The following is a 19,932-nucleotide window of genomic DNA, read 5'->3' as shown; positions in this document are numbered from 1 at the left end:
TCAAGGGTGGCATTACCGGATAAAAAGTTATCAGTCTGCCCTGGCAGACAAAGGGTTAGTGCAGAGCATGTCGCGCAAGGGCAACTGCCTTGATAATGCGGTAATGGAGAACTTCTTTGGTCACCTGAAAGAAGAAATGTACTATCGCCGGGACTACAGAAATGTAGAAGAGCTGGAAAATGCCGTTAACGAATACATAACTTACTGGAATCAAAAAAGAATAAAACTCAGTCTTGGGGGACTCAGTCCGGTAGAATACCGGACTGAGCATCAAAAAGCCGGTTAACTGAAACTGTCCAGGTTTTGGGGTTCAGTTCATCAAGCGTCGCATCCGGCATTTTGGCTCAAAAGTATCAAGCCAGTGCTTTAGTTATCTTCTCGTACAGATCGCCAGAGAGATTTTCCAGCCCTTTCAACTGCTCCAGCGCCGCGCGCATTTTCTCCTGACGTTTGGCATCGTAACGCTTCAGGCGAATCAGCGGCTCAATCAGGCGCGAAGCCACCTGCGGGTTACGGCTGTTGAGGTCGGTAAGCATTTCCACCAGGAACTGGTAACCGCTGCCATCTTCGGCATGGAACGCTGCCGGGTTGCTGCCCGCAAACGCGCCAATCAACGAACGAATGCGGTTCGGGTTGCTCATGGTAAATGAGCGATGCTGCAACAGACCACGCACCGTCTCCAGCACATTTGCCGCCGGGCTGGTGGCTTGCAGGATAAACCATTTATCCATCACCAGACCGTCCTGATGCCACTTGTCGTCGTACTCCTGCATCAGCGCGTCACGGCATGGCAGCTGTGCAGCAACCGCCGCAGAAAGCGCGGCCAGCGCATCGGTCATATTGTTTGCTTCATGGAACTGCTTGCTCACCAGCACGTCAGCCAGATGCGTTTCACCAAAAGCGAGGAAACGCAGGCAGGCATTTCGCAGAGTGCGTTTTGCAATATCTTCATGCTCAACACGGTACTCGCTCTGGTAATTCGCGTTGTAAATAGCCAGTAGCTCATCCGCCAGTTCAGTCGCCAGAGTACGAGTGAGTGCTTCGCGTACTTCAGCAATAGCAATCGGGTCGATGATATCGAACAGTTCTGCCATTTCATTGACGGAAGGCAGCGTCAGGATTTCTGCCGCCAGTGCCGGATCAATCTTCTCATCAAGCAGTACCGAGCGGAAAGCATCAGCCACATGCACCGGCAGAGACAGCGGCTGCCCTTGCTGATGACGGGCGACGTTGAGCTTGATGTAGGTTGCCAGCAGGCTTTGCGCCGCATCCCAGCGGGAGAAATCATTACGCGCATGGCGCATCAGGAAGGTCAGTTGCTGATCGCTCCACTTATATTCCAGTTTCACTGGCGCAGAGAATTCGCACAGCAGCGCAGGCACCGGCTGAAAGTAGACATTATCAAAGACAAAGGTCTGTTCCGCCTGGGTGACGTTCAGCACCGAATTCACCGGGTGACCGCCTTTCTGCAACGGGATCACTTTGCCTTCGTTGTCATACAGTTCGATGGCAAACGGAATATGCAGCGGCTGTTTTTCTGCCTGATCCGGCGTAGCAGGCGTGCGCTGGCTGATGGTCAGGGTGTACTGCTCGGTTTCCGGATTATAGTCGTCTTTGACGGTCACAACCGGCGTACCGGACTGGCTGTACCAACGGCGGAAATGAGAGAGATCGACATTCGACGCATCTTCCATCGCCTGAACAAAGTCGTCGCAGGTTGCCGCGCTGCCATCATGGCGCTCGAAATAGAGCTGCATCCCTTTCTGGAAGTTTTCTTCGCCCAGCAGGGTGTGGATCATGCGAATCACTTCCGCGCCCTTCTCGTAAACGGTCAGGGTGTAGAAGTTGTTCATCTCAATGACCATATCCGGGCGGATCGGGTGCGCCATCGGGCTGGCGTCTTCCGCAAACTGCAATCCGCGCATGGTGCGCACGTTGTTGATACGGTTTACCGCGCGGGAACCAAGGTCAGAGCTGAATTCCTGATCGCGGAAGACGGTTAAACCTTCTTTCAGGCTGAGCTGGAACCAGTCGCGGCAGGTCACACGGTTACCGGTCCAGTTATGGAAATATTCATGGCCGATAACACGCTCAATATCGAGGTAATCTTTATCGGTGGCGGTGTCGGTACGGGCCAGCACATATTTGGAGTTAAAGATATTCAGACCTTTATTCTCCATTGCGCCCATATTGAAGAAATCCACCGCGACGATCATATAGATGTCGAGGTCATACTCCAGGCCGAAGCGTTCTTCATCCCATTTCATGGAGTTTTTCAGCGAGGTCATCGCCCACGGCGCACGATCAAGGTTGCCGCGATCGACGTACAGCTCCAGCGCAACTTCGCGACCAGAACGCGTGGTGAAGGTGTCGCGCAGCACGTCGAAGTCGCCTGCCACCAGCGCAAACAGGTAGCACGGTTTCGGGAACGGGTCCTGCCACTGTACCCAGTGACGTCCGTTTTCCAGTTCGCCTTGCGCAACGCGGTTACCGTTGGAAAGCAGGAAGGGATATTTGGTTTTATCGGCAATAATTTTGGTGGTAAAACGCGCCAGCACGTCCGGGCGGTCAAGATAATACGTAATATGGCGGAAACCTTCGGCTTCACACTGAGTGCAAAGCGCATCGCCTGACTGATAAAGCCCTTCCAGCGCGGTATTCGTCGCCGGGCTAATTTCATTAACGATCTTAAGCGTAAAACGCTCCGGCAAATTACTGATGACCAGTGCGCCCTCTTCTTCTTTCCAGGCGGTCCACGGCTCATCATTAATATGAACAGAAACCAGTTTAAGATCTTCGCCATCAAGACGAAGCGGAGCATCTGATGCACCATGACGGACAGCCTGGCTGACCGCGGTAACGACCGTCTTTTGCGCGTCCAGGTCAAAGGTCAAGTCAATATCAGTAATCTGGTAATCCGGCGCACGATAATCGTGACGGTATTTGGCTTGTGGCTGTTGAGTCATAAATAACCTTTAGCATCTTTTATAGAGTCTGGTGTTCAGTCTATTCCTGTTGCGTAAATCGCGCTATGCAGAATCTTCATCTTTTCAGGTACAAACGCCTTTATTGCTACATTTTTATAACATACACCGCGTAATGCCATCGACCAGAAAGGTGGCATATGGTGTGATCGGGGTTCAATAAATTGCGAAACAAGGTATACTCCAGCAGTTCCTGAAGATGTTTATTGTACTAAACGCTCCTGTACGAGGACGCTACTGCGCACCTATGACACAATTCGCTTCTCCTGTTCTGCACTCGTTGCTGGATACAGATGCTTATAAGTTGCATATGCAGCAAGCCGTGTTTCATCACTATTACGATGTGCATGTCGCGGCGGAGTTTCGTTGCCGAGGTGACGATCTGCTGGGTATTTATGCCGATGCTATTCGTGAACAGGTTCAGGCGATGCAGCACCTGCGCCTGCAGGATGATGAATATCAATGGCTCTCAGCCCTGCCTTTCTTTAAGGCCGACTATCTTAACTGGCTACGCGAGTTCCGCTTTAACCCGGAACAAGTCACCGTGTCCAACGATAATGGCAAGCTGGATATTCGTTTAAGCGGCCCGTGGCGTGAAGTCATCCTCTGGGAAGTTCCTTTGCTGGCGGTTATCAGTGAAATGGTACATCGCTATCGCTCACCGCAGGCCGACGTTGCGCAAGCCCTCGACACGCTGGAAAGCAAATTAGCCGACTTCTCGGCATTAACCGCCGGTCTTGATATGTCGCGCTTCCATCTGATGGATTTTGGCACCCGCCGACGTTTTTCTCGTGAAGTACAAGAAACCATCGTGAAACGTCTGCAACAGGAATCCTGGTTCGTGGGCACCAGCAACTACGATCTGGCGCGTCGGCTTTCCCTCACGCCAATGGGAACACAAGCACACGAATGGTTCCAGGCGCATCAGCAAATCAGTCCGGATCTTGCCAACAGCCAGCGAGCTGCACTTGCTGCCTGGCTGGAAGAATATCCCGACCAACTTGGCATTGCATTAACCGACTGCATCACTATGGATGCTTTCCTGCGTGATTTCGGTGTCGAGTTCGCCAGTCGCTATCAGGGCCTGCGTCATGACTCCGGCGACCCGGTTGAATGGGGTGAAAAAGCCATTGCACATTATGAGAAGCTGGGAATTGATCCACAGAGTAAAACGCTGGTTTTCTCTGACAATCTGGATTTACGCAAAGCGGTTGAGCTATACCGCCACTTCTCTTCCCGCGTGCAATTAAGTTTTGGTATTGGGACTCGCCTGACCTGCGATATCCCCCAGGTAAAACCCCTGAATATTGTCATTAAGTTGGTTGAGTGTAACGGTAAACCGGTGGCGAAACTTTCTGACAGCCCTGGCAAAACTATCTGCCACGATAAAGCGTTTGTTCGGGCGCTGCGCAAAGCGTTCGACCTTCCGCATATTAAAAAAGCCAGTTAATATCATCAGGGAGCTAATCGGCTCCCTTTTTTTACCTTTAATTCCGAAATCTTTCGCTGCATTTGCGAATTCTGCTTGTCTGATTGCAGATGCCAGGTAACATAGGTATCCCCCCCATTTACGGGTGGACAAGTGTTTATTTTTTCCGACTATTAACAGAGAGAATATTATGAGCGTTGTGCCTGTAGCCGACGTACTCCAGGGCCGCGTAGCCGTTGACAGCGAAGTCACCGTACGCGGATGGGTACGTACCCGCCGAGATTCAAAAGCTGGCATCTCCTTCCTCGCCGTTTATGACGGTTCCTGCTTTGATCCTGTACAGGCTGTCATCAATAATTCTCTGCCCAATTACAATGAAGACGTCCTGCGTCTGACCACCGGTTGCTCGGTCATTGTGACGGGTAAAGTCGTGGCATCGCCGGGCCAGGGGCAACAATTTGAAATTCAGGCCAGCAAGGTTGAAGTTGCTGGTTGGGTTGAAGATCCAGACACTTACCCGATGGCGGCAAAACGCCACAGCATTGAGTATCTGCGTGAAGTCGCTCACCTGCGTCCGCGCACAAACCTGATTGGTGCCGTCGCGCGCGTTCGCCATACGCTGGCGCAGGCGCTGCATCGCTTCTTTAACGAGCAGGGATTCTTCTGGGTTTCAACGCCACTGATTACTGCGTCTGATACCGAAGGGGCTGGCGAAATGTTCCGCGTTTCTACGCTGGATCTGGAAAACCTGCCGCGTAACGATCAGGGCAAAGTGGATTTCGACAAAGACTTCTTTGGTAAAGAGTCTTTCCTGACCGTATCTGGCCAGTTGAACGGCGAAACCTACGCTTGCGCATTGTCCAAAATTTATACCTTCGGCCCGACTTTCCGTGCTGAAAACTCCAACACCAGCCGTCACCTGGCGGAATTCTGGATGCTGGAGCCGGAAGTGGCGTTTGCTAACCTGAACGATATCGCGGGTCTGGCTGAAGCCATGCTGAAATATGTCTTCAAAGCGGTTCTCGAAGAACGCGCTGACGACATGAAATTCTTCGCTGAACGCGTAGATAAAGATGCCGTTTCACGTCTGGAACGCTTCATTGAAGCCGATTTTGCGCAGGTGGATTACACCGACGCAGTGACTATTCTCGAAAACTGCGGCAGGAAGTTTGAAAACCCAGTTTACTGGGGCGTTGATCTCTCTTCTGAGCATGAGCGTTATCTGGCGGAAGAACACTTTAAAGCACCGGTAGTGGTTAAAAACTATCCGAAAGATATTAAAGCGTTCTATATGCGCCTTAACGAAGACGGTAAAACCGTTGCGGCTATGGACGTTCTGGCTCCGGGCATCGGTGAGATCATTGGTGGCTCCCAGCGTGAAGAACGTCTGGACGTGCTGGACGTGCGTATGCTGGAAATGGGCCTGAATAAAGAAGATTACTGGTGGTATCGCGATCTGCGTCGCTACGGTACTGTTCCGCATTCAGGTTTCGGTCTTGGTTTTGAACGCCTGATTGCTTACGTAACTGGTGTGCAAAACGTGCGTGATGTGATTCCGTTCCCACGTACTCCGCGTAACGCCAGCTTCTAATTTAGCGTCTTCAAGAGCCAGCACCCGCTGGCTCTTTTTTTATCCTTTCTGTCAAGTTATCTGTTTGTTAAGTCAAGCAATCTATTTACAACCCCGCCATAACGATCATTCTGTTACGTAATATTACATTGCAACATTTACGCACAAAAAATAACCAGCATTCTTATTGCGGATTAGTTTTTTCTTAGCTGATAGCACAATTTTCATACTATTTTTTGGCATTCTGGATGTCTGAATGAGGATTTAGTGCCAGGTCGATAAAGTTTCCATCAGAAACAAAATTTCCGTTTAGTTAATTTAAATATAAGGAAATCATATAAATAGATAAAAATTGCTGTAAATATCATCACGCCTCTATGGAAATATGACGGTGTTCACAAAGTTCCTTAGTTTTTACTTTTAGTTACATATTTTTTCTTTTTGAAACCAAATCTTTATCTTTGTAGCACTTTCACGGTAGCGAAACGTTAGTTTGAATGGAAAGATGCCTGCAGACACATAAAGACACCAAACTCTCATCAATAGTTCCGTAAATTTTTATTGACAGAACTTATTGACGGCAGTGGCAGGTGTCATAAAAAAACCATGAGGGTAATAAATAATGATGAAGCGCAATATTCTGGCAGTGATCGTCCCTGCTCTGTTAGTAGCAGGTACTGCAAACGCTGCAGAAATCTATAACAAAGATGGCAACAAAGTAGATCTGTACGGTAAAGCTGTCGGTCTGCATTATTTCTCCAAGGGTAACGGTGAAAACAGTTACGGTGGCAATGGCGACATGACCTATGCCCGTCTTGGTTTTAAAGGGGAAACTCAAATCAATTCCGATCTGACCGGTTATGGTCAGTGGGAATATAACTTCCAGGGTAACAACTCTGAAGGCGCTGACGCTCAAACTGGTAACAAAACGCGTCTGGCATTCGCGGGTCTTAAATACGCTGACGTTGGTTCTTTCGATTACGGCCGTAACTACGGTGTGGTTTATGATGCACTGGGTTACACCGATATGCTGCCAGAATTTGGTGGTGATACTGCATACAGCGATGACTTCTTCGTTGGTCGTGTTGGCGGCGTTGCTACCTATCGTAACTCCAACTTCTTTGGTCTGGTTGATGGCCTGAACTTCGCTGTTCAGTACCTGGGTAAAAACGAGCGTGACACTGCACGCCGCTCTAACGGCGACGGTGTTGGCGGTTCTATCAGCTACGAATACGAAGGCTTTGGTATCGTTGGTGCTTATGGCGCCGCTGACCGTACCAACCTGCAAGAAGCTCAACCTCTTGGCAACGGTAAAAAAGCTGAACAGTGGGCTACTGGTCTGAAGTATGACGCGAACAACATCTACCTGGCAGCGAACTACGGTGAAACCCGTAACGCTACGCCGATCACTAATAAATTTACAAACATCAGCGGCTTCGCCAACAAAACGCAAGACGTTCTGTTAGTTGCGCAATACCAGTTCGATTTCGGTCTGCGTCCGTCCATCGCTTACACCAAATCTAAAGCGAAAGACGTAGAAGGTATCGGTGATGTTGATCTGGTGAACTACTTTGAAGTGGGCGCAACCTACTACTTCAACAAAAACATGTCCACCTATGTTGACTACATCATCAACCAGATCGATTCTGACAACAAACTGGGCGTAGGTTCAGACGACACCGTTGCTGTGGGTATCGTTTACCAGTTCTAATAGCACACCTCTTTGTTAAATGCCGAAAAAACAGGACTTTGGTCCTGTTTTTTTTATGCCTTCCAGAGCAATCTCACGTCTTGCAAAAACAGCCTGCGTTTTCATCAGTAATAGTTGGAATTTTGTAAATCTCCCGTTACCCTGATAGCGGACTTCCCTTCTGTAACCATAATGGAACCTCGTCATGTTTGAGAACATTACCGCCGCTCCTGCCGACCCGATTCTGGGCCTGGCCGATCTGTTTCGTGCCGATGAACGTCCCGGCAAAATTAACCTCGGGATTGGTGTCTATAAAGATGAGACGGGCAAAACCCCGGTACTGACCAGTGTGAAAAAGGCTGAACAGTATCTGCTCGAAAATGAAACCACCAAAAATTACCTCGGCATTGACGGCATCCCTGAATTTGGTCGCTGCACTCAGGAGCTGCTGTTTGGTAAAGGTAGCGCCCTGATCAATGACAAACGTGCTCGCACGGCACAGACTCCGGGTGGCACTGGCGCACTACGCGTGGCTGCCGATTTCCTGGCAAAAAATACCAGCGTTAAGCGTGTGTGGGTGAGCAACCCAAGCTGGCCGAACCATAAGAGCGTCTTTAACTCTGCAGGTCTGGAAGTTCGTGAATACGCTTATTATGATGCGGAAAATCACACCCTTGACTTCGATGCACTGATTAACAGCCTGAACGAAGCTCAGGCTGGCGACGTAGTGCTGTTCCATGGCTGCTGCCATAACCCAACCGGTATCGACCCTACGCTGGAACAATGGCAGACACTGGCACAACTTTCCGTTGAGAAAGGCTGGTTACCGCTGTTTGACTTCGCTTACCAGGGTTTTGCCCGTGGTCTGGAAGAAGATGCTGAAGGACTGCGCGCTTTCGCGGCTATGCATAAAGAGCTGATTGTTGCCAGTTCCTACTCTAAAAACTTTGGCCTGTACAACGAGCGTGTTGGCGCTTGTACTCTGGTTGCTGCCGACAGTGAAACCGTTGATCGCGCATTCAGCCAAATGAAAGCGGCGATTCGCGCTAACTACTCTAACCCACCAGCACACGGCGCTTCTGTTGTTGCCACCATCCTGAGCAACGATGCATTACGTGCGATTTGGGAACAAGAGCTGACTGATATGCGCCAGCGTATTCAGCGTATGCGTCAGTTGTTCGTCAATACGCTGCAGGAAAAAGGCGCAAACCGCGACTTCAGCTTTATCATCAAACAGAACGGCATGTTCTCCTTCAGTGGTCTGACAAAAGAACAAGTGCTGCGTCTGCGCGAAGAGTTTGGCGTGTATGCTGTTGCTTCTGGTCGTGTGAACGTAGCCGGGATGACACCAGATAACATGGCTCCGCTGTGCGAAGCGATTGTGGCAGTGCTGTAAGCGTTAAAAACAATGAAGCCCGCTTAAAAAGCGGGCTTTTTTATGCGCCTTTACCAGACGGGCATTTCGTCTTGCAGGAAGGGATTATGCAGGCGCTCACAACCAAGTGTGGATAATGGTCCGTGACCCGGAATAAATGTCACGTCATCCCCCAGTGGCAGCAACTTATCTTTGATTGAAGAAATCAGTTGATTATGATCGCCACGCGGGAAGTCACTGCGCCCTACTCCGCCTTTGAAAATAACGTCGCCAGAAATCAGCAGCTTTGCCCGATCATCAAAAAACACGACATGACCCGGCGTATGCCCAGGGCAATGTAACACCTGTAAAGCCACATTCCCTATGCTGATGGTATCGCCTTCGTTCAGCCAACGATCCGGCGTCAGCGGCTGGCACTCTTCCAGACCAAACATACGACTTTGCGCAGGCAAGCCTTGCAGCCAGAACTCATCTTCTTTTTCCGGGCCAAAAACCGGCACGCCGTAATGTTGCGCCAGTTCCGCCGCTGCACCAACGTGGTCCAGATGACCATGCGTCAGCAGGATCTGCATCAGTGTCAGGCCGCTGGCGTCAACTTCCTGTTTGATTTTTTCCGCATCGCCGCCAGGATCGACCAGTGCGGCCAGACGGGTTTGTTCACACCAGATCAATGAACAGTTCTGGGAGAATGCGGTGACCGGAATAATACGATAGTTCATACTGCCCCTGTTTCGTTAAGCGATTGCTACCAGTGCCGTGCTGGCCCGGTATCAATATGCACAAAGTTACTACGTGGGTAATATCCTACACCACCTGCGCGCATAGATAACGCGGCTTTGCGAATATTGCTTAACGCGATACCTTCAATATGGAAATCCATCGCCTGCCCTTTCGTGTGATAGCTTTTCTTCGCTACTCCACGGCTGCGGGCGCGTAGTTCATTGTTGGTATCAATGGAACGATAACCGGAAATGAGTTGCACCGGTTTGCGGGTACCTAATAACCCTTGCAGGCGATACAACTGATCGAACAATCTTGGGTCGATGGACTTTATTTTGTTCGCGCGGTAATCGCGGAAAAAATGGTTAAGTTTTGCCAATTCTTCCTGAATATAGCCTCTGCCATCGAAAAACTCCGCTTTGATTGACTCTCCGGTATGAAGATTATTGAGTGTCAAAATGCGCGGGCGTGGGGTAGAGAGTGTTGCAAACGCAGGGGTCGGCAGGATGGCGGCACCGAGTGCAACGCCACCAAGCGCCAGCAGTTTGCGGCGATTAGCGTCGAATTTGTCCATGATAATCAAGTCTACAGGTCAATGTTATCGTTTATATGCACTTCTGGCGCACAAGAGGCACCTTAACCGCCCGTAAAGCAGACGTCAAGATGACTCAACCCCAGCAGTGACGGGGGCTGCAGAGAATCGCCCCCGATCATGCTAATTATTACGACAACTGATTTCCCCGAACTGCTTCATTTACCTGATTAATTGTTCCGCTTTCGATACGATTTGCGAGCTGGATCGCGCAGGCAGATCATAATTGTAAATATCTGTACGATACTGGGTACGACCATCTGCACCAACAAAGGCAGTCAGGTAGTAGAGATTCACCGGAATCGACTGCCGAATATTGACGTAACGCGTATCGCCCTGCTTCAGCGCATCAGAAATACGTTTGTCATTCCATCCTGCATCCTGCAACAGCATATTCGCCAGATCGGAAGCTTTATTCACTCGTACACAGCCTGAGCTCAATGCGCGTGTATCACGCTTGAACAGATTGTGGTTCGGCGTGTCATGCAAATAAATGGCCTCTGAACTCGGCATATTGAATTTATAGCGCCCCAGCGAGTTCCGTGGGCCTGGAGCCTGCTGGAAGCGAAACGGTAAATTCGAGGCCGTGATTGTAGACCAGTCAACCTGCCATGGGTCAATCGCTTCTCTGCTGTTCCAGCCGCGCATCACCGTATAGCCATGGCTTTCGAGATATCCCGGATCGTTGCGCACTTTCGGCAGAATATCTTTGCGTGCCAGAGTTGGTGGTACGTTCCACGGCGGGTTTACCACTACGTTGTTAAGTGCACTGCTCATCATCGGCGTTTTGCGATCGGGGCGACCGACAATGACTCGCGAATCCAGCACCTGATTGCCGTTCTGATAGTAGACCAGCGAATAGGCCGGAATGTTAACCATGATCCCGGTAGAAAGCTCTGTTGGCAGCAAGCGCAATCGCTGGATGTTGAGTGCCAACACGCCAGCACGCTGGGCGGGCGTTACGTTTAACCAGTCACGCGTTGCCGGGCCAATAGCACCATCTGCCCCCAATCCTTGCCATGCCTGAAAACGTTTTACGGCTTCCACCAGTTCATTATCGTAGGCGGCACGAACGGCAGGCGCAGGTTTACTACGAGACGTCGTTTGCTTGTCCATCGGCTTAGTTTCTGCTGTTTCAACAGTAACAGCGGATGGGCTGACTACTGCGTCAGTTGGCGTGTCATCGCCAGGGAGAGTAATTTTTGGCCCCCCGTCCAACATGCCTGTGCGTTGCAATATTTCGCGCAACGCCGGTACGTCGTTACTCCACTGCCCTGGGCGCAACGTTGCTTTACCGGTCAGTTGAGGCCACGGTTTGGTGTCACTGAGTAAGGCCAGTAACGATTCATGCATCGCCGCATATTGCGGATGCTGCGGCGCCAGTCCTGCAACAAACGTCGGCAATTGACCTTTATCCAGCGCCAGCTGCCATTGGTTAATCACCGAAAGCGGCGGCGTTGCAAGCGCATAAGGTTTACTGCTATATAGCCAGCGAGTGCCTTTGGCCGGAATATTTGCAATGAAATGGAGATAGCCCATCATCGCATCAGAGAGCACGACGTCGCGTGCCATCCCGTTAACACCAGGATCGGTCAGTAACTCTACCCATTTATTAAACTGCGGCTGGAAACCGGCAATCGCCACCTCTGCCAGCTGTTGCTGGAAGGCTTTAACAGCATCACGGTTTTCCCACATGGGTTGCATATCGCGTGCGGCATACAACAGTTGAAGCTGGTTAAGATAAACCGGCTTATAACCTGCGGGTAATTGAGATTCGATTTGCGTGCGGGCTTTTTCTGCCGCACCTTCAGGCAATGGCTGGATCCCCGCCATTATTGCCGTGGCTTGCGCCTGCGGCAGTGCCTCGCCCTGTTCACTGACAGCCACCGGGCTGTCGCCAGGGATTACTTCAGGCTCATCGGCCTGCGCATTGAACAGTGGAGCGAATGTTACGGCCAGGCACAAACTGATTGCCGACAGCCGACGACCACACATCATATTAAGCAACATCCCTTGCCCCCTGTTTTTATCATACTCTGAATAGCCAGGCTGTTATTTTACGACTTGCCTGTACAACGCCAATACTCACGAAAGTATGACGAGCAAGCCTGTTACTCATCAGGCTTATCTTCAGTATATAAACGCCGATACGTTTTTACATAACCTAATGTAAAGAAGTTTAAAGAAAAGCGCGCCGTAATGTGCCACTTTTTTAGTGCAGAAACGGAGTTTTCGGAAAAAGAAAAGGCGGCATTGCTGCCGCCTTCATTTTAACTCGCCTGGGAAGGCGCTTCGTCACTTCCTGGAAGCGTTTCAGGGAGTTGCGGCGCAAATCCTCGCAGGCCGACGACGTGAACGTGTTCGGTATTCTGGAAGACTTTACGCACCAGTTTATAGGTGGTGCCTTTTTCCGGACTGATATTTTCCGGCGCTGCGATGATGAGCTGCATTTGCAAACGTTCACACAATTCAAACAGCGTGGCGATAGAACGAGCATCCAGTCGCGCTGCTTCATCGAGGAACAGCAGGCGGCAAGGAGAGATATCTTTACCGCGCAGGCGGCGAGATTCATCTTCCCAGCTTTGTACCACCATCACCAGAATCGACATACCGGTACCAATCGCCTCACCGGTCGACAATGCACCAGACTCTGCGCGCAACCAGCCATCAGAACCACGGTTAACCTCAACTTCCATTTCCAGATAGTTGCGGTAATCCAGCAGTTCTTCGCCAATGGTCTGCGGCGTGCGCTGCCCCATATCAATCTGCGGATTAAGACGCTGATACAATTTCGCCAGCGCTTCCGAGAAGGTCAGACGGTTGCTGTTAAACAGATCCTGATGCTGCTCATGCTGTTCAGAGAGCACATCCAGCAGCATGGCGTGCGTTTCACGCACGTTCACGTTGAGGCGCACGCTGTTCACCTGACCAAACGATACGTTCTGCAACCCCTGGTTGAGCATACGGATACGGTTCTGCTCGCGCTGAATGGTTTTGCGAATGATGTTCGCCACGCTGCGGGAACTGATCGCCAGTTTCTGTTCACGGGAGGTTAATTCTTCGGTCAGACGGCTAAGTTCGATCTCCATCTGTTCGATAGCTTCCACCGGATCATCGGTACGAATAATATCCTGACGAATACGTTCACGCAGATGCTGATAAACCGCCACGAAGAACTGAATTTTACGTTCCGGACGTTTTGGATCTTCCGACATGCGCAGCACATCGCGCAGATGTTCGTTATCTGCCACTGCCAGACGCAGCGCACCTAACGCCTTATCCGACATGGAACGCAAATCATCAGCGGAGAGATAAGCCAGCTCACGACGGTGTAAGCGGCGTTCAACGCCGTTATCTTTCACCATGCGCATGACTGCACACCAGCCCGCTTTCGCGGTCACTACCTGCTCGCGCATCTCAAAGTAATCACGCTCCAGCTTGCGCAGTTTGCGGGTCAGGTTGTCCATCTCCGCTTCGCAGAAGGTGAGCGCTTTTTCCAGTTGATTGCGGCGCGAACGGTTATTGCTCAGTTGCGCATGCAGCTCGTCACGGCGAATACGTGCCCGCTCTTCTGCCCCGCTATCAGCACGCACGCCTATATCCTGCAATTCACGTTGCAGATCGTTAAGTAGCTCTTTTTTGGTGTCATACGAACTTTTCAGCGAAGCCAGCACCTGGTTGTACTGACTCAACTGCGCTGCGTGTCCGCGCAACGCTTCACGCGCGCGGGTACGCTCCGCTTCCGCCTGTTCCAGACGTTCACGCAGTTTTTCGTTGAGATCGCTGTTACCGCTAAGCATTTCTGCCGAGTCAGAGTAGCTAAAGTGCGCACGACGCTGCACCACTTCCGTCAGGGCAAACGCCTGCTGACGGGCATCGCGCTGCATCTGCTGAGAGTACGCGTAATCTTCTTTTAACTGTTCGAACTGTTCCGGGTCACTCTGCAATACCGAAACGATCGGTTCCAGTTTCGCCAGTTGATTACCGAACTGCTGAACAAAACGCGCGGCTTCCTGGGCTTCATCCAGACGTTCGCGGATTTCATCGACGCGATCTGCCAGGCTGTCATCAGCCAACAGGTTGAGACGCGGCAGAATGCGGTTCAGCGCCGTAACGCCCTCTTTCGCCTGCTCAAATTGAATACGCTGCTGCTGGTTATCATTTTCATGATTACTCAGCGCCCGCTCCAGTTCGACGCGACGGCTGTTCAGTTGACGGATTTCTGCTTCCGGATCAGACTCAAACGCCACCGCCAGATGACTGCCGATAAAGCGGCTGAACGCCTGATGCAGACGCTGGGTTTTCTGTACATCAAAGGAGAGCGTGGCGAAGCGTTCGGAAAGCACTTCACGCTCGGCATGGAGGCTTTCAATACGGCTTTCACGCGCAGCACGACCAAACAGCGGCACTTCCGGGAAACGTGAATAACGCCACTGACGATCGGCGATTTTCACCACCACCGCTTTTTCCAGCTCATCAACGCTGAACACGCTGTCATCGAATGACTGCGGATCCCCTTCGATCAGATAGAGATCTTCCGGGCAATCGGTCAAGCCTTCCAGGTGCTCGGTTACCTGTGACAGATCTGGCACCACGATGGCGTGGCGTGACGGGCCATACAGCGCCGAGAAGTACGGCGCATCTTCCAGGCTAACGTCATCATAAATTTCTGACAGCAGCACGCCGCCAAAACGCTCCGCCAGCGCGTTCAGACGCTGATCTTCAGAGCCGCCAGGCTGGCTTAAACGTTCGATCTCTTCATCGACGGCGTTTTTACGCGCGCCTACTTCATCGCGTTCAACAATCGCCTCGCGCTCACGCTCCAGCAACTGTTGCAGATATTCAGTGACGTCCTGGCTGGAGGTGAACTCTTCGCCGCACTGTTCGCTCAACTGGTTGAGACTGTTTTGCGCTGCCAGCCAAACCGGCGCACGCTGCATCAAACTCTGAATGCGAGACTGCAGCTGTTCCTGTTCCTGGCGCAGTGCCATGCGCTCTTCGCGGGCGTTAGAGACGCTATCGGAAAGAGAGGCAATGCGTGCTTCCAGCTCCTGATGCAGAGCTTCCAGTTCATCAATATCAAAATTCTTGCCCTGACGTTTGCAGAAATCTGCCAGCAGACGCTCAGCTTCTTGCTGCTCACGCAGACGCTGTTCCAGTTCGCTTAAGCGCATCCGCAACGGCTGAACCTGCTCTGCCAGGTGACGCTGATCGACCCCTTCGCGCAGCAGTTCGCGAGCGACATCCCACGCCTCGTTACGCGCCAGCGGGCCGTTGATTGCCACCACCAGCTGATAAGCCTGCTCAAACTGGCTGTGCGCGGTTTGCGCCATGCTCATTTTCTGCTCAAGAGAGAGCATTTTTTCAGTCGCTTCCAGCTCTTTCGCCTGGAAGGTTTCCAGCCATTCGGCGGCGCTGTCGGCGGTTAAGTCCGGCAGATGGCACAGTTCTTTGGCACGATTAAGCGCAGCAATCGCCTGGTTATACTGGATCGCGCGCGTTTGCTGGACGTCCAGCGCCTGCTGATAGTCAGCAAGCTGGCTTTTCAGCTCGTCCACTTCCAGTTCGGCAGCTTCCGCACGAGCCTCGTTCTCTTCCTGGCGTTCGATGGCTTCTGCCACCACTTCGTTTTGCTCTTCCAGACGGATCTGCAGCTCATCGAGATCCGCTTCGTAACGTTCGATCTTCTCCTGCTGACGCAGTGCGGTTTGCACCAGGTTCAGGTGATCGCTGGCCGCCTGATAATCCGCTTCCAGATCGCCTTCGGCACCGTTGTGCTCTGCCAGCTCACGCGCCATATCGACGTGTTTGTACTGCTCAGCCGCCAGTTGCTGACGCGAAGTATGTAGCTCGCGACGAAATTCCAGGGCTTTGTCGAGATGGACACGGCGCTCGTTGGCGTGACGCATGTAGTCCGCCGCCACGTAGTTGGTGGCTTCGCTGATCAGATGCTTAAACAGGTCACGGTCCGACTGGGTGACACGAATCGCTTCCAGCGTCATGCGATTTTCACGCAGTGCCGCTTCCATGTCCTGGAACGCTTTACGCACCCCGCTGTTTTCCGGCAACAGGTAGTCGCGCAGAGAACGAGTAATGGCGCTGGAGATCCCGCCATACAGCGAGGCTTCGATCAGACGATAGAATTTGCTACGGTCAGATGCGGAGCGCAGACGACGCGCGATGATGCCCAGATCGAACATCAGCGAGTGGTAATCGGTAATGGAGTTGAACTGTTTAAACTGCACGCCTTCCATCGCCTCGAGCTTGTCTTTCAGCTCGTTAAGCGGCAGCACGCGCGCCTGGCGTTCGTTCAGGGTTTCGGTCACCAACTGCGTCGGCAGCACCGACATCGGCAGGCCCTGAATGGCAAATGGTTTGATATCCACTTTACGATCGCGTCCGGCAACCTGTTGCAGACGCACACCGACCACCACGCGCTGGTGGCGCGAGTTAATGGTGTCGAGCATCGAATAACAGACACCCGCTTTCAGCTTACCGTGCAGACCTTTATCACGCGAACCGCTGGTGGCCCCGGCTTCCGTAGTGTTACGGAAATGCAGCAGGGTCAGGTCGGGGATCAGCGCCGTAACGAACGCCGCCATGGTGGTGGATTTACCCGCCCCGTTACCGCCAGAAAGCGTCGTGACCAGCTCGTCAAGGTCAAAAGTTCGGGCAAAAAAGCCGTTCCAGTTAATCAGCGTCAGTGAGCGAAATTTACCGCGTTCAATCATTATTCTTCCTCTCCGCTATCTGGCTGACTCTCTTCGGTTTCATCGTTGAGTTGCAGATGATTTTCAATCGGCATTGCTTCGCCATCACGAATCAGGCGACGCTGTGCTTCACGGGGATCGTCGCCAGCACGCACATCGGCTCCGAAGCGGAACACCGATTCGGTAATGCGGAACTTGCTGCTGTCGTGGCCCATAAACCACACCATGCCTAAACGACGCAGACGGTTGAGCGAAGAACGTACTTTTTCCTGCAACTTCTGACGGTCAACGTCTGAACCGGTTGAACGGTTGTTCACCAGTTTCAGCAGTTTCGCTTCATCGGCCAGGGTGAGCAGTTCGTCGTACAGTTCCTGTTGAGTAAAAATCCCCTCATTCGCCAGCCGTTCCGGGCTGAGATAGAGATAACAGAGGATTTTCCCGACCATCATATCCAGTTCCGACAAGACGGAACGCGGGATAAGAGTGGTGGAACGTGGGCGTAAATAGAAGAACCCTTCCGGTGCGCGAATAAGCTCAACGTTATAACGCGCGTAAAACTCTTCCAGATATTCCTGAAAATCCATCAGGAATGCATGATTATCCAGTTCGTCGAGGCCAATATGGCGGCCTGAACGTAAGGCGCTATCCAGCGCCGGAAATAACGGATTCGCCAGCGCCTGCGCCAGCTTAACCGGCATCACTTGTTCAATATTTGTCGATGACATGCGCCTGTACCTTGGCTCCGTAATCATTAATCGGCTGCCATTTCGCTGGCAGTCCGGTGAAATCTGCTTGCGCTACGCCAAGACGTACCGCCTGATCAATAACAATGCGCGCAACGTCAAAGTGACGTGCACGCGGATACTGTGACAGATATTCGCGTACCACCAGACCAAGATCCAGCGGCACTTGTCTGGTTTTGTACACGGCAAGTTGTTCTTCGATGATAGCCGCCAGCTGTTCGCGGATCTCGTTAAACTCTTCGTACTCCAGATCCTCAGGAAGTTCCCCAGTCACTTCTTCATCGCGCAGTGCCATCTCTTCGTCACGCATATCCAGCAGACGATCGGCATTGGCATAAGTTAGCGCCCACGGCTCATCAAAATAGGTTTGTACCGACTGACGTAACCGCTGAGCAAAGACGCGGTTTTTATCCATATCGATCGCAGTACGAATAAATTTGTGTACGTGGCGGTCGTAGCCAATCCACAAGTCGATGGATTGCTGGCCCCAGCTGATAATACGGTCGAGTTTGCTCTGCAGATCGAACACCAAACGATCGACAAAGTGCAGATCGTCATGGGTCATCGTCGCATCCTGAATGCGCAACAGATTAGCCTGCAATTTGTCGCCTGCCGCTTCCAGCGTATCCTGCAATTCACGCAGCGTGCCGGAAGTTTCTGAAAGCAACAATTCACAGCTGGAAATCGCTGCCCGCCAGTCTTTGTTCAGCAACTGGGCGATATCGTCCTTCACCTGCTGCTGCTGTTCGTCCATCAGACGTTGCGTCAGGTCGATACTGTCGAAAATTTCTGCTACCGAATATTTCAGTGGCGCATAGACATTACGGTGCCAGTGAAATTCATCTCCGCCCTCTTCGGCGGCATCAGCTGCGCGTTTGAGTTCACCCGCCACAATCGACAACTGCATAGAAAGGCGCAGCGTAGAAAACTCGCGCTGACGGATGTAATAGTCAGTAATGCCGATGCCGAGCGGCGTCAGACGGTAAATTGCGTTCCCTTCCGCCTGCTCGCTGGTAAAGCGGTTCAGCAGACGTTGACGCACCATGTCGTTGATCGCGTTGTTGGCGCGCACGCCGATGGTTTCGCTGGTTTGCTCAAACGCATCACTCACATGGCGGAATGCATCCACCAGCTCGCCTTCACTCATCTCACCATCCAGACGCTCGCCGTTCAGCGTGGCAACCGCCAGCAGAAAAGAGAGTCGGTCTACCGGCAGCGAGATGGAGAAGTCATTTTTTCTGGCCCAGGCAACCAGTTCGGGGACTGTCTGGGAAAATTCACTCATACTTTATCCTTGCTCTGCGGTTTGCGCGCGGTGACATGAATATAACGCCCCAGGGTAATATACGGTTCCTGACGGCAATAACGCGTTTCTAATTCAAGTAATGCTTCATAGCAGTCGCGCTGCTGGTGCTTCTCGCGCAGATAATCATGAAACACACGAACGCCTGTCTTACCCATAATTTGCCAACCAGCTTCTTCCAGCCACAGATAAACCTGCGCCGGGTCGCGTGGATAATCTGGCGAAAGCGTCCGTTTTTTCTTTTTCGGCATTCCCGCCTGCACGTAATCAAAATTCCCGGCGACCATGTTATGCATCAGCAAGCCATGCGCATTGTAGAACATTAACGACAACACACCGCCTGGACGCAACACTGACCACAGGGTCTGTAATACGCTGCGGGGATCGGCCACCCACTCGAGCACCGCATGGAACAATATCAGATCAACGGGCGTTTCCAAATGCGAAGCAACATCCTGAGCGGCGCAATGTATAAATTGCATGTTGTCGCTCACACCTTTTGCTTCTGCCGCCTGTTTTGCGCGGTCGATCATCTGCGCAGAAAGATCGCATAAAATGACCTGATGCCCACGCTCGGCCATTTTGATTGCGGTCTGCCCTTCTCCACCGCCAGCATCCAGCACACGCAGTTTTTGCGGGCCTATTTCCGCCAGCAAGCGATCGAGATCCTGCCACAGAATAGCCTGTCGAAGCTGCCCTTTGGTGGTGCCGTAAATGTTACGGGAAAACTTTTCCGCAATATCATCAAAATTGCGATCCTGCATTGCTTTCTCCACCGGTTGGCTAAGACGTTTTCTGATAAAGACGCTATTTTGT

At 51.8% G+C, this 19,932-nt stretch carries 13 protein-coding genes; 5 read left to right on the top strand and 8 right to left on the bottom strand.

Annotated elements, in window-relative coordinates; translation table 11 throughout:
* The coding region (locus ACJHX3_RS11475) for a transposase (protein ID WP_410236140.1) at window positions 1-286 on the top strand (286 nt) is incomplete at its 5' end.
* Between the two features lie 67 nt (window positions 287-353).
* Here ACJHX3_RS11475 and pepN read toward each other — a convergent pair.
* Window positions 354-2,966 (bottom strand): aminopeptidase N, encoded by a 2,613-nt coding sequence (gene pepN, locus ACJHX3_RS11470; protein WP_094308421.1) that lies wholly within the window; start codon window positions 2,964-2,966, stop codon window positions 354-356.
* Between the two features lie 265 nt (window positions 2,967-3,231).
* Between pepN and pncB the strand changes: the two genes are divergently transcribed.
* The 4 genes from pncB (at window position 3,232) to aspC (ending at window position 9,069) form a co-directional block, all read left to right on the top strand.
* Window positions 3,232-4,434, top strand: coding sequence for a nicotinate phosphoribosyltransferase (pncB, locus tag ACJHX3_RS11465; protein WP_001305916.1), 1,203 nt, complete (start codon window positions 3,232-3,234; stop codon window positions 4,432-4,434).
* Window positions 4,435-4,603: 169 nt separating this feature from the next.
* Entirely contained in the window at window positions 4,604-6,004 is a 1,401-nt protein-coding gene (gene asnS / locus ACJHX3_RS11460; RefSeq protein ID WP_000117883.1) for an asparagine--tRNA ligase, read from the top strand.
* Between the two features lie 601 nt (window positions 6,005-6,605).
* Entirely contained in the window at window positions 6,606-7,694 is a 1,089-nt protein-coding gene (ompF, locus tag ACJHX3_RS11455) for a porin OmpF (RefSeq protein WP_000977917.1), read from the top strand.
* A 184-nt stretch (window positions 7,695-7,878) separates the two neighbouring features.
* Window positions 7,879-9,069 (top strand): aspartate transaminase, encoded by a 1,191-nt coding sequence (gene aspC / locus ACJHX3_RS11450; protein ID WP_000462687.1) that lies wholly within the window; start codon window positions 7,879-7,881, stop codon window positions 9,067-9,069.
* A gap of 50 nt (window positions 9,070-9,119) precedes the next feature.
* Here the strand turns inward: aspC and gloC are convergent, their stop codons facing one another.
* The 7 genes from gloC to cmoM all read right to left on the bottom strand — a co-directional run bounded on the left by gloC (window position 9,120) and on the right by cmoM (window position 19,880).
* The gene (gloC, locus tag ACJHX3_RS11445; RefSeq protein ID WP_024216638.1) at window positions 9,120-9,767 is read right to left on the bottom strand and encodes a hydroxyacylglutathione hydrolase GloC; all 648 of its coding nucleotides are present in this window, start codon (window positions 9,765-9,767) and stop codon (window positions 9,120-9,122) included.
* 26 nt (window positions 9,768-9,793) lie between these two features.
* Window positions 9,794-10,342, bottom strand: coding sequence for a YcbK family protein (locus ACJHX3_RS11440; protein ID WP_001605195.1), 549 nt, complete (start codon window positions 10,340-10,342; stop codon window positions 9,794-9,796).
* Between the two features lie 180 nt (window positions 10,343-10,522).
* Window positions 10,523-12,370 (bottom strand): L,D-transpeptidase, encoded by a 1,848-nt coding sequence (ldtD, locus tag ACJHX3_RS11435; RefSeq protein WP_094308420.1) that lies wholly within the window; start codon window positions 12,368-12,370, stop codon window positions 10,523-10,525.
* Between the two features lie 260 nt (window positions 12,371-12,630).
* A complete protein-coding gene (gene mukB / locus ACJHX3_RS11430; protein WP_000572620.1) occupies window positions 12,631-17,091 on the bottom strand; it encodes a chromosome partition protein MukB in 4,461 nt (1,486 codons plus the stop codon).
* Window positions 17,091-17,795 (bottom strand): chromosome partition protein MukE, encoded by a 705-nt coding sequence (mukE, locus tag ACJHX3_RS11425; protein WP_001295931.1) that lies wholly within the window; start codon window positions 17,793-17,795, stop codon window positions 17,091-17,093. The genes mukB and mukE overlap by 1 nt, the downstream gene beginning before the upstream one ends.
* The gene (gene mukF, locus ACJHX3_RS11420) at window positions 17,776-19,098 is read right to left on the bottom strand and encodes a chromosome partition protein MukF (protein WP_001288850.1); all 1,323 of its coding nucleotides are present in this window, start codon (window positions 19,096-19,098) and stop codon (window positions 17,776-17,778) included. Before mukF ends, mukE begins: the two co-directional genes overlap by 20 nt.
* Window positions 19,095-19,880, bottom strand: coding sequence for a tRNA uridine 5-oxyacetic acid(34) methyltransferase CmoM (gene cmoM / locus ACJHX3_RS11415; protein WP_001469538.1), 786 nt, complete (start codon window positions 19,878-19,880; stop codon window positions 19,095-19,097). The genes mukF and cmoM overlap by 4 nt, the downstream gene beginning before the upstream one ends.
* Window positions 19,881-19,932: the final 52 nt, after the last annotated feature.

Source organism: Escherichia sp. WS1265, assembly GCF_046487585.1.
Taxonomy (GTDB): domain Bacteria; phylum Pseudomonadota; class Gammaproteobacteria; order Enterobacterales; family Enterobacteriaceae; genus Escherichia; species Escherichia coli.
The sequence above is the reverse complement of the archived record's forward strand: the minus strand, read 5'-3'. Positions and strand labels throughout refer to the sequence as shown.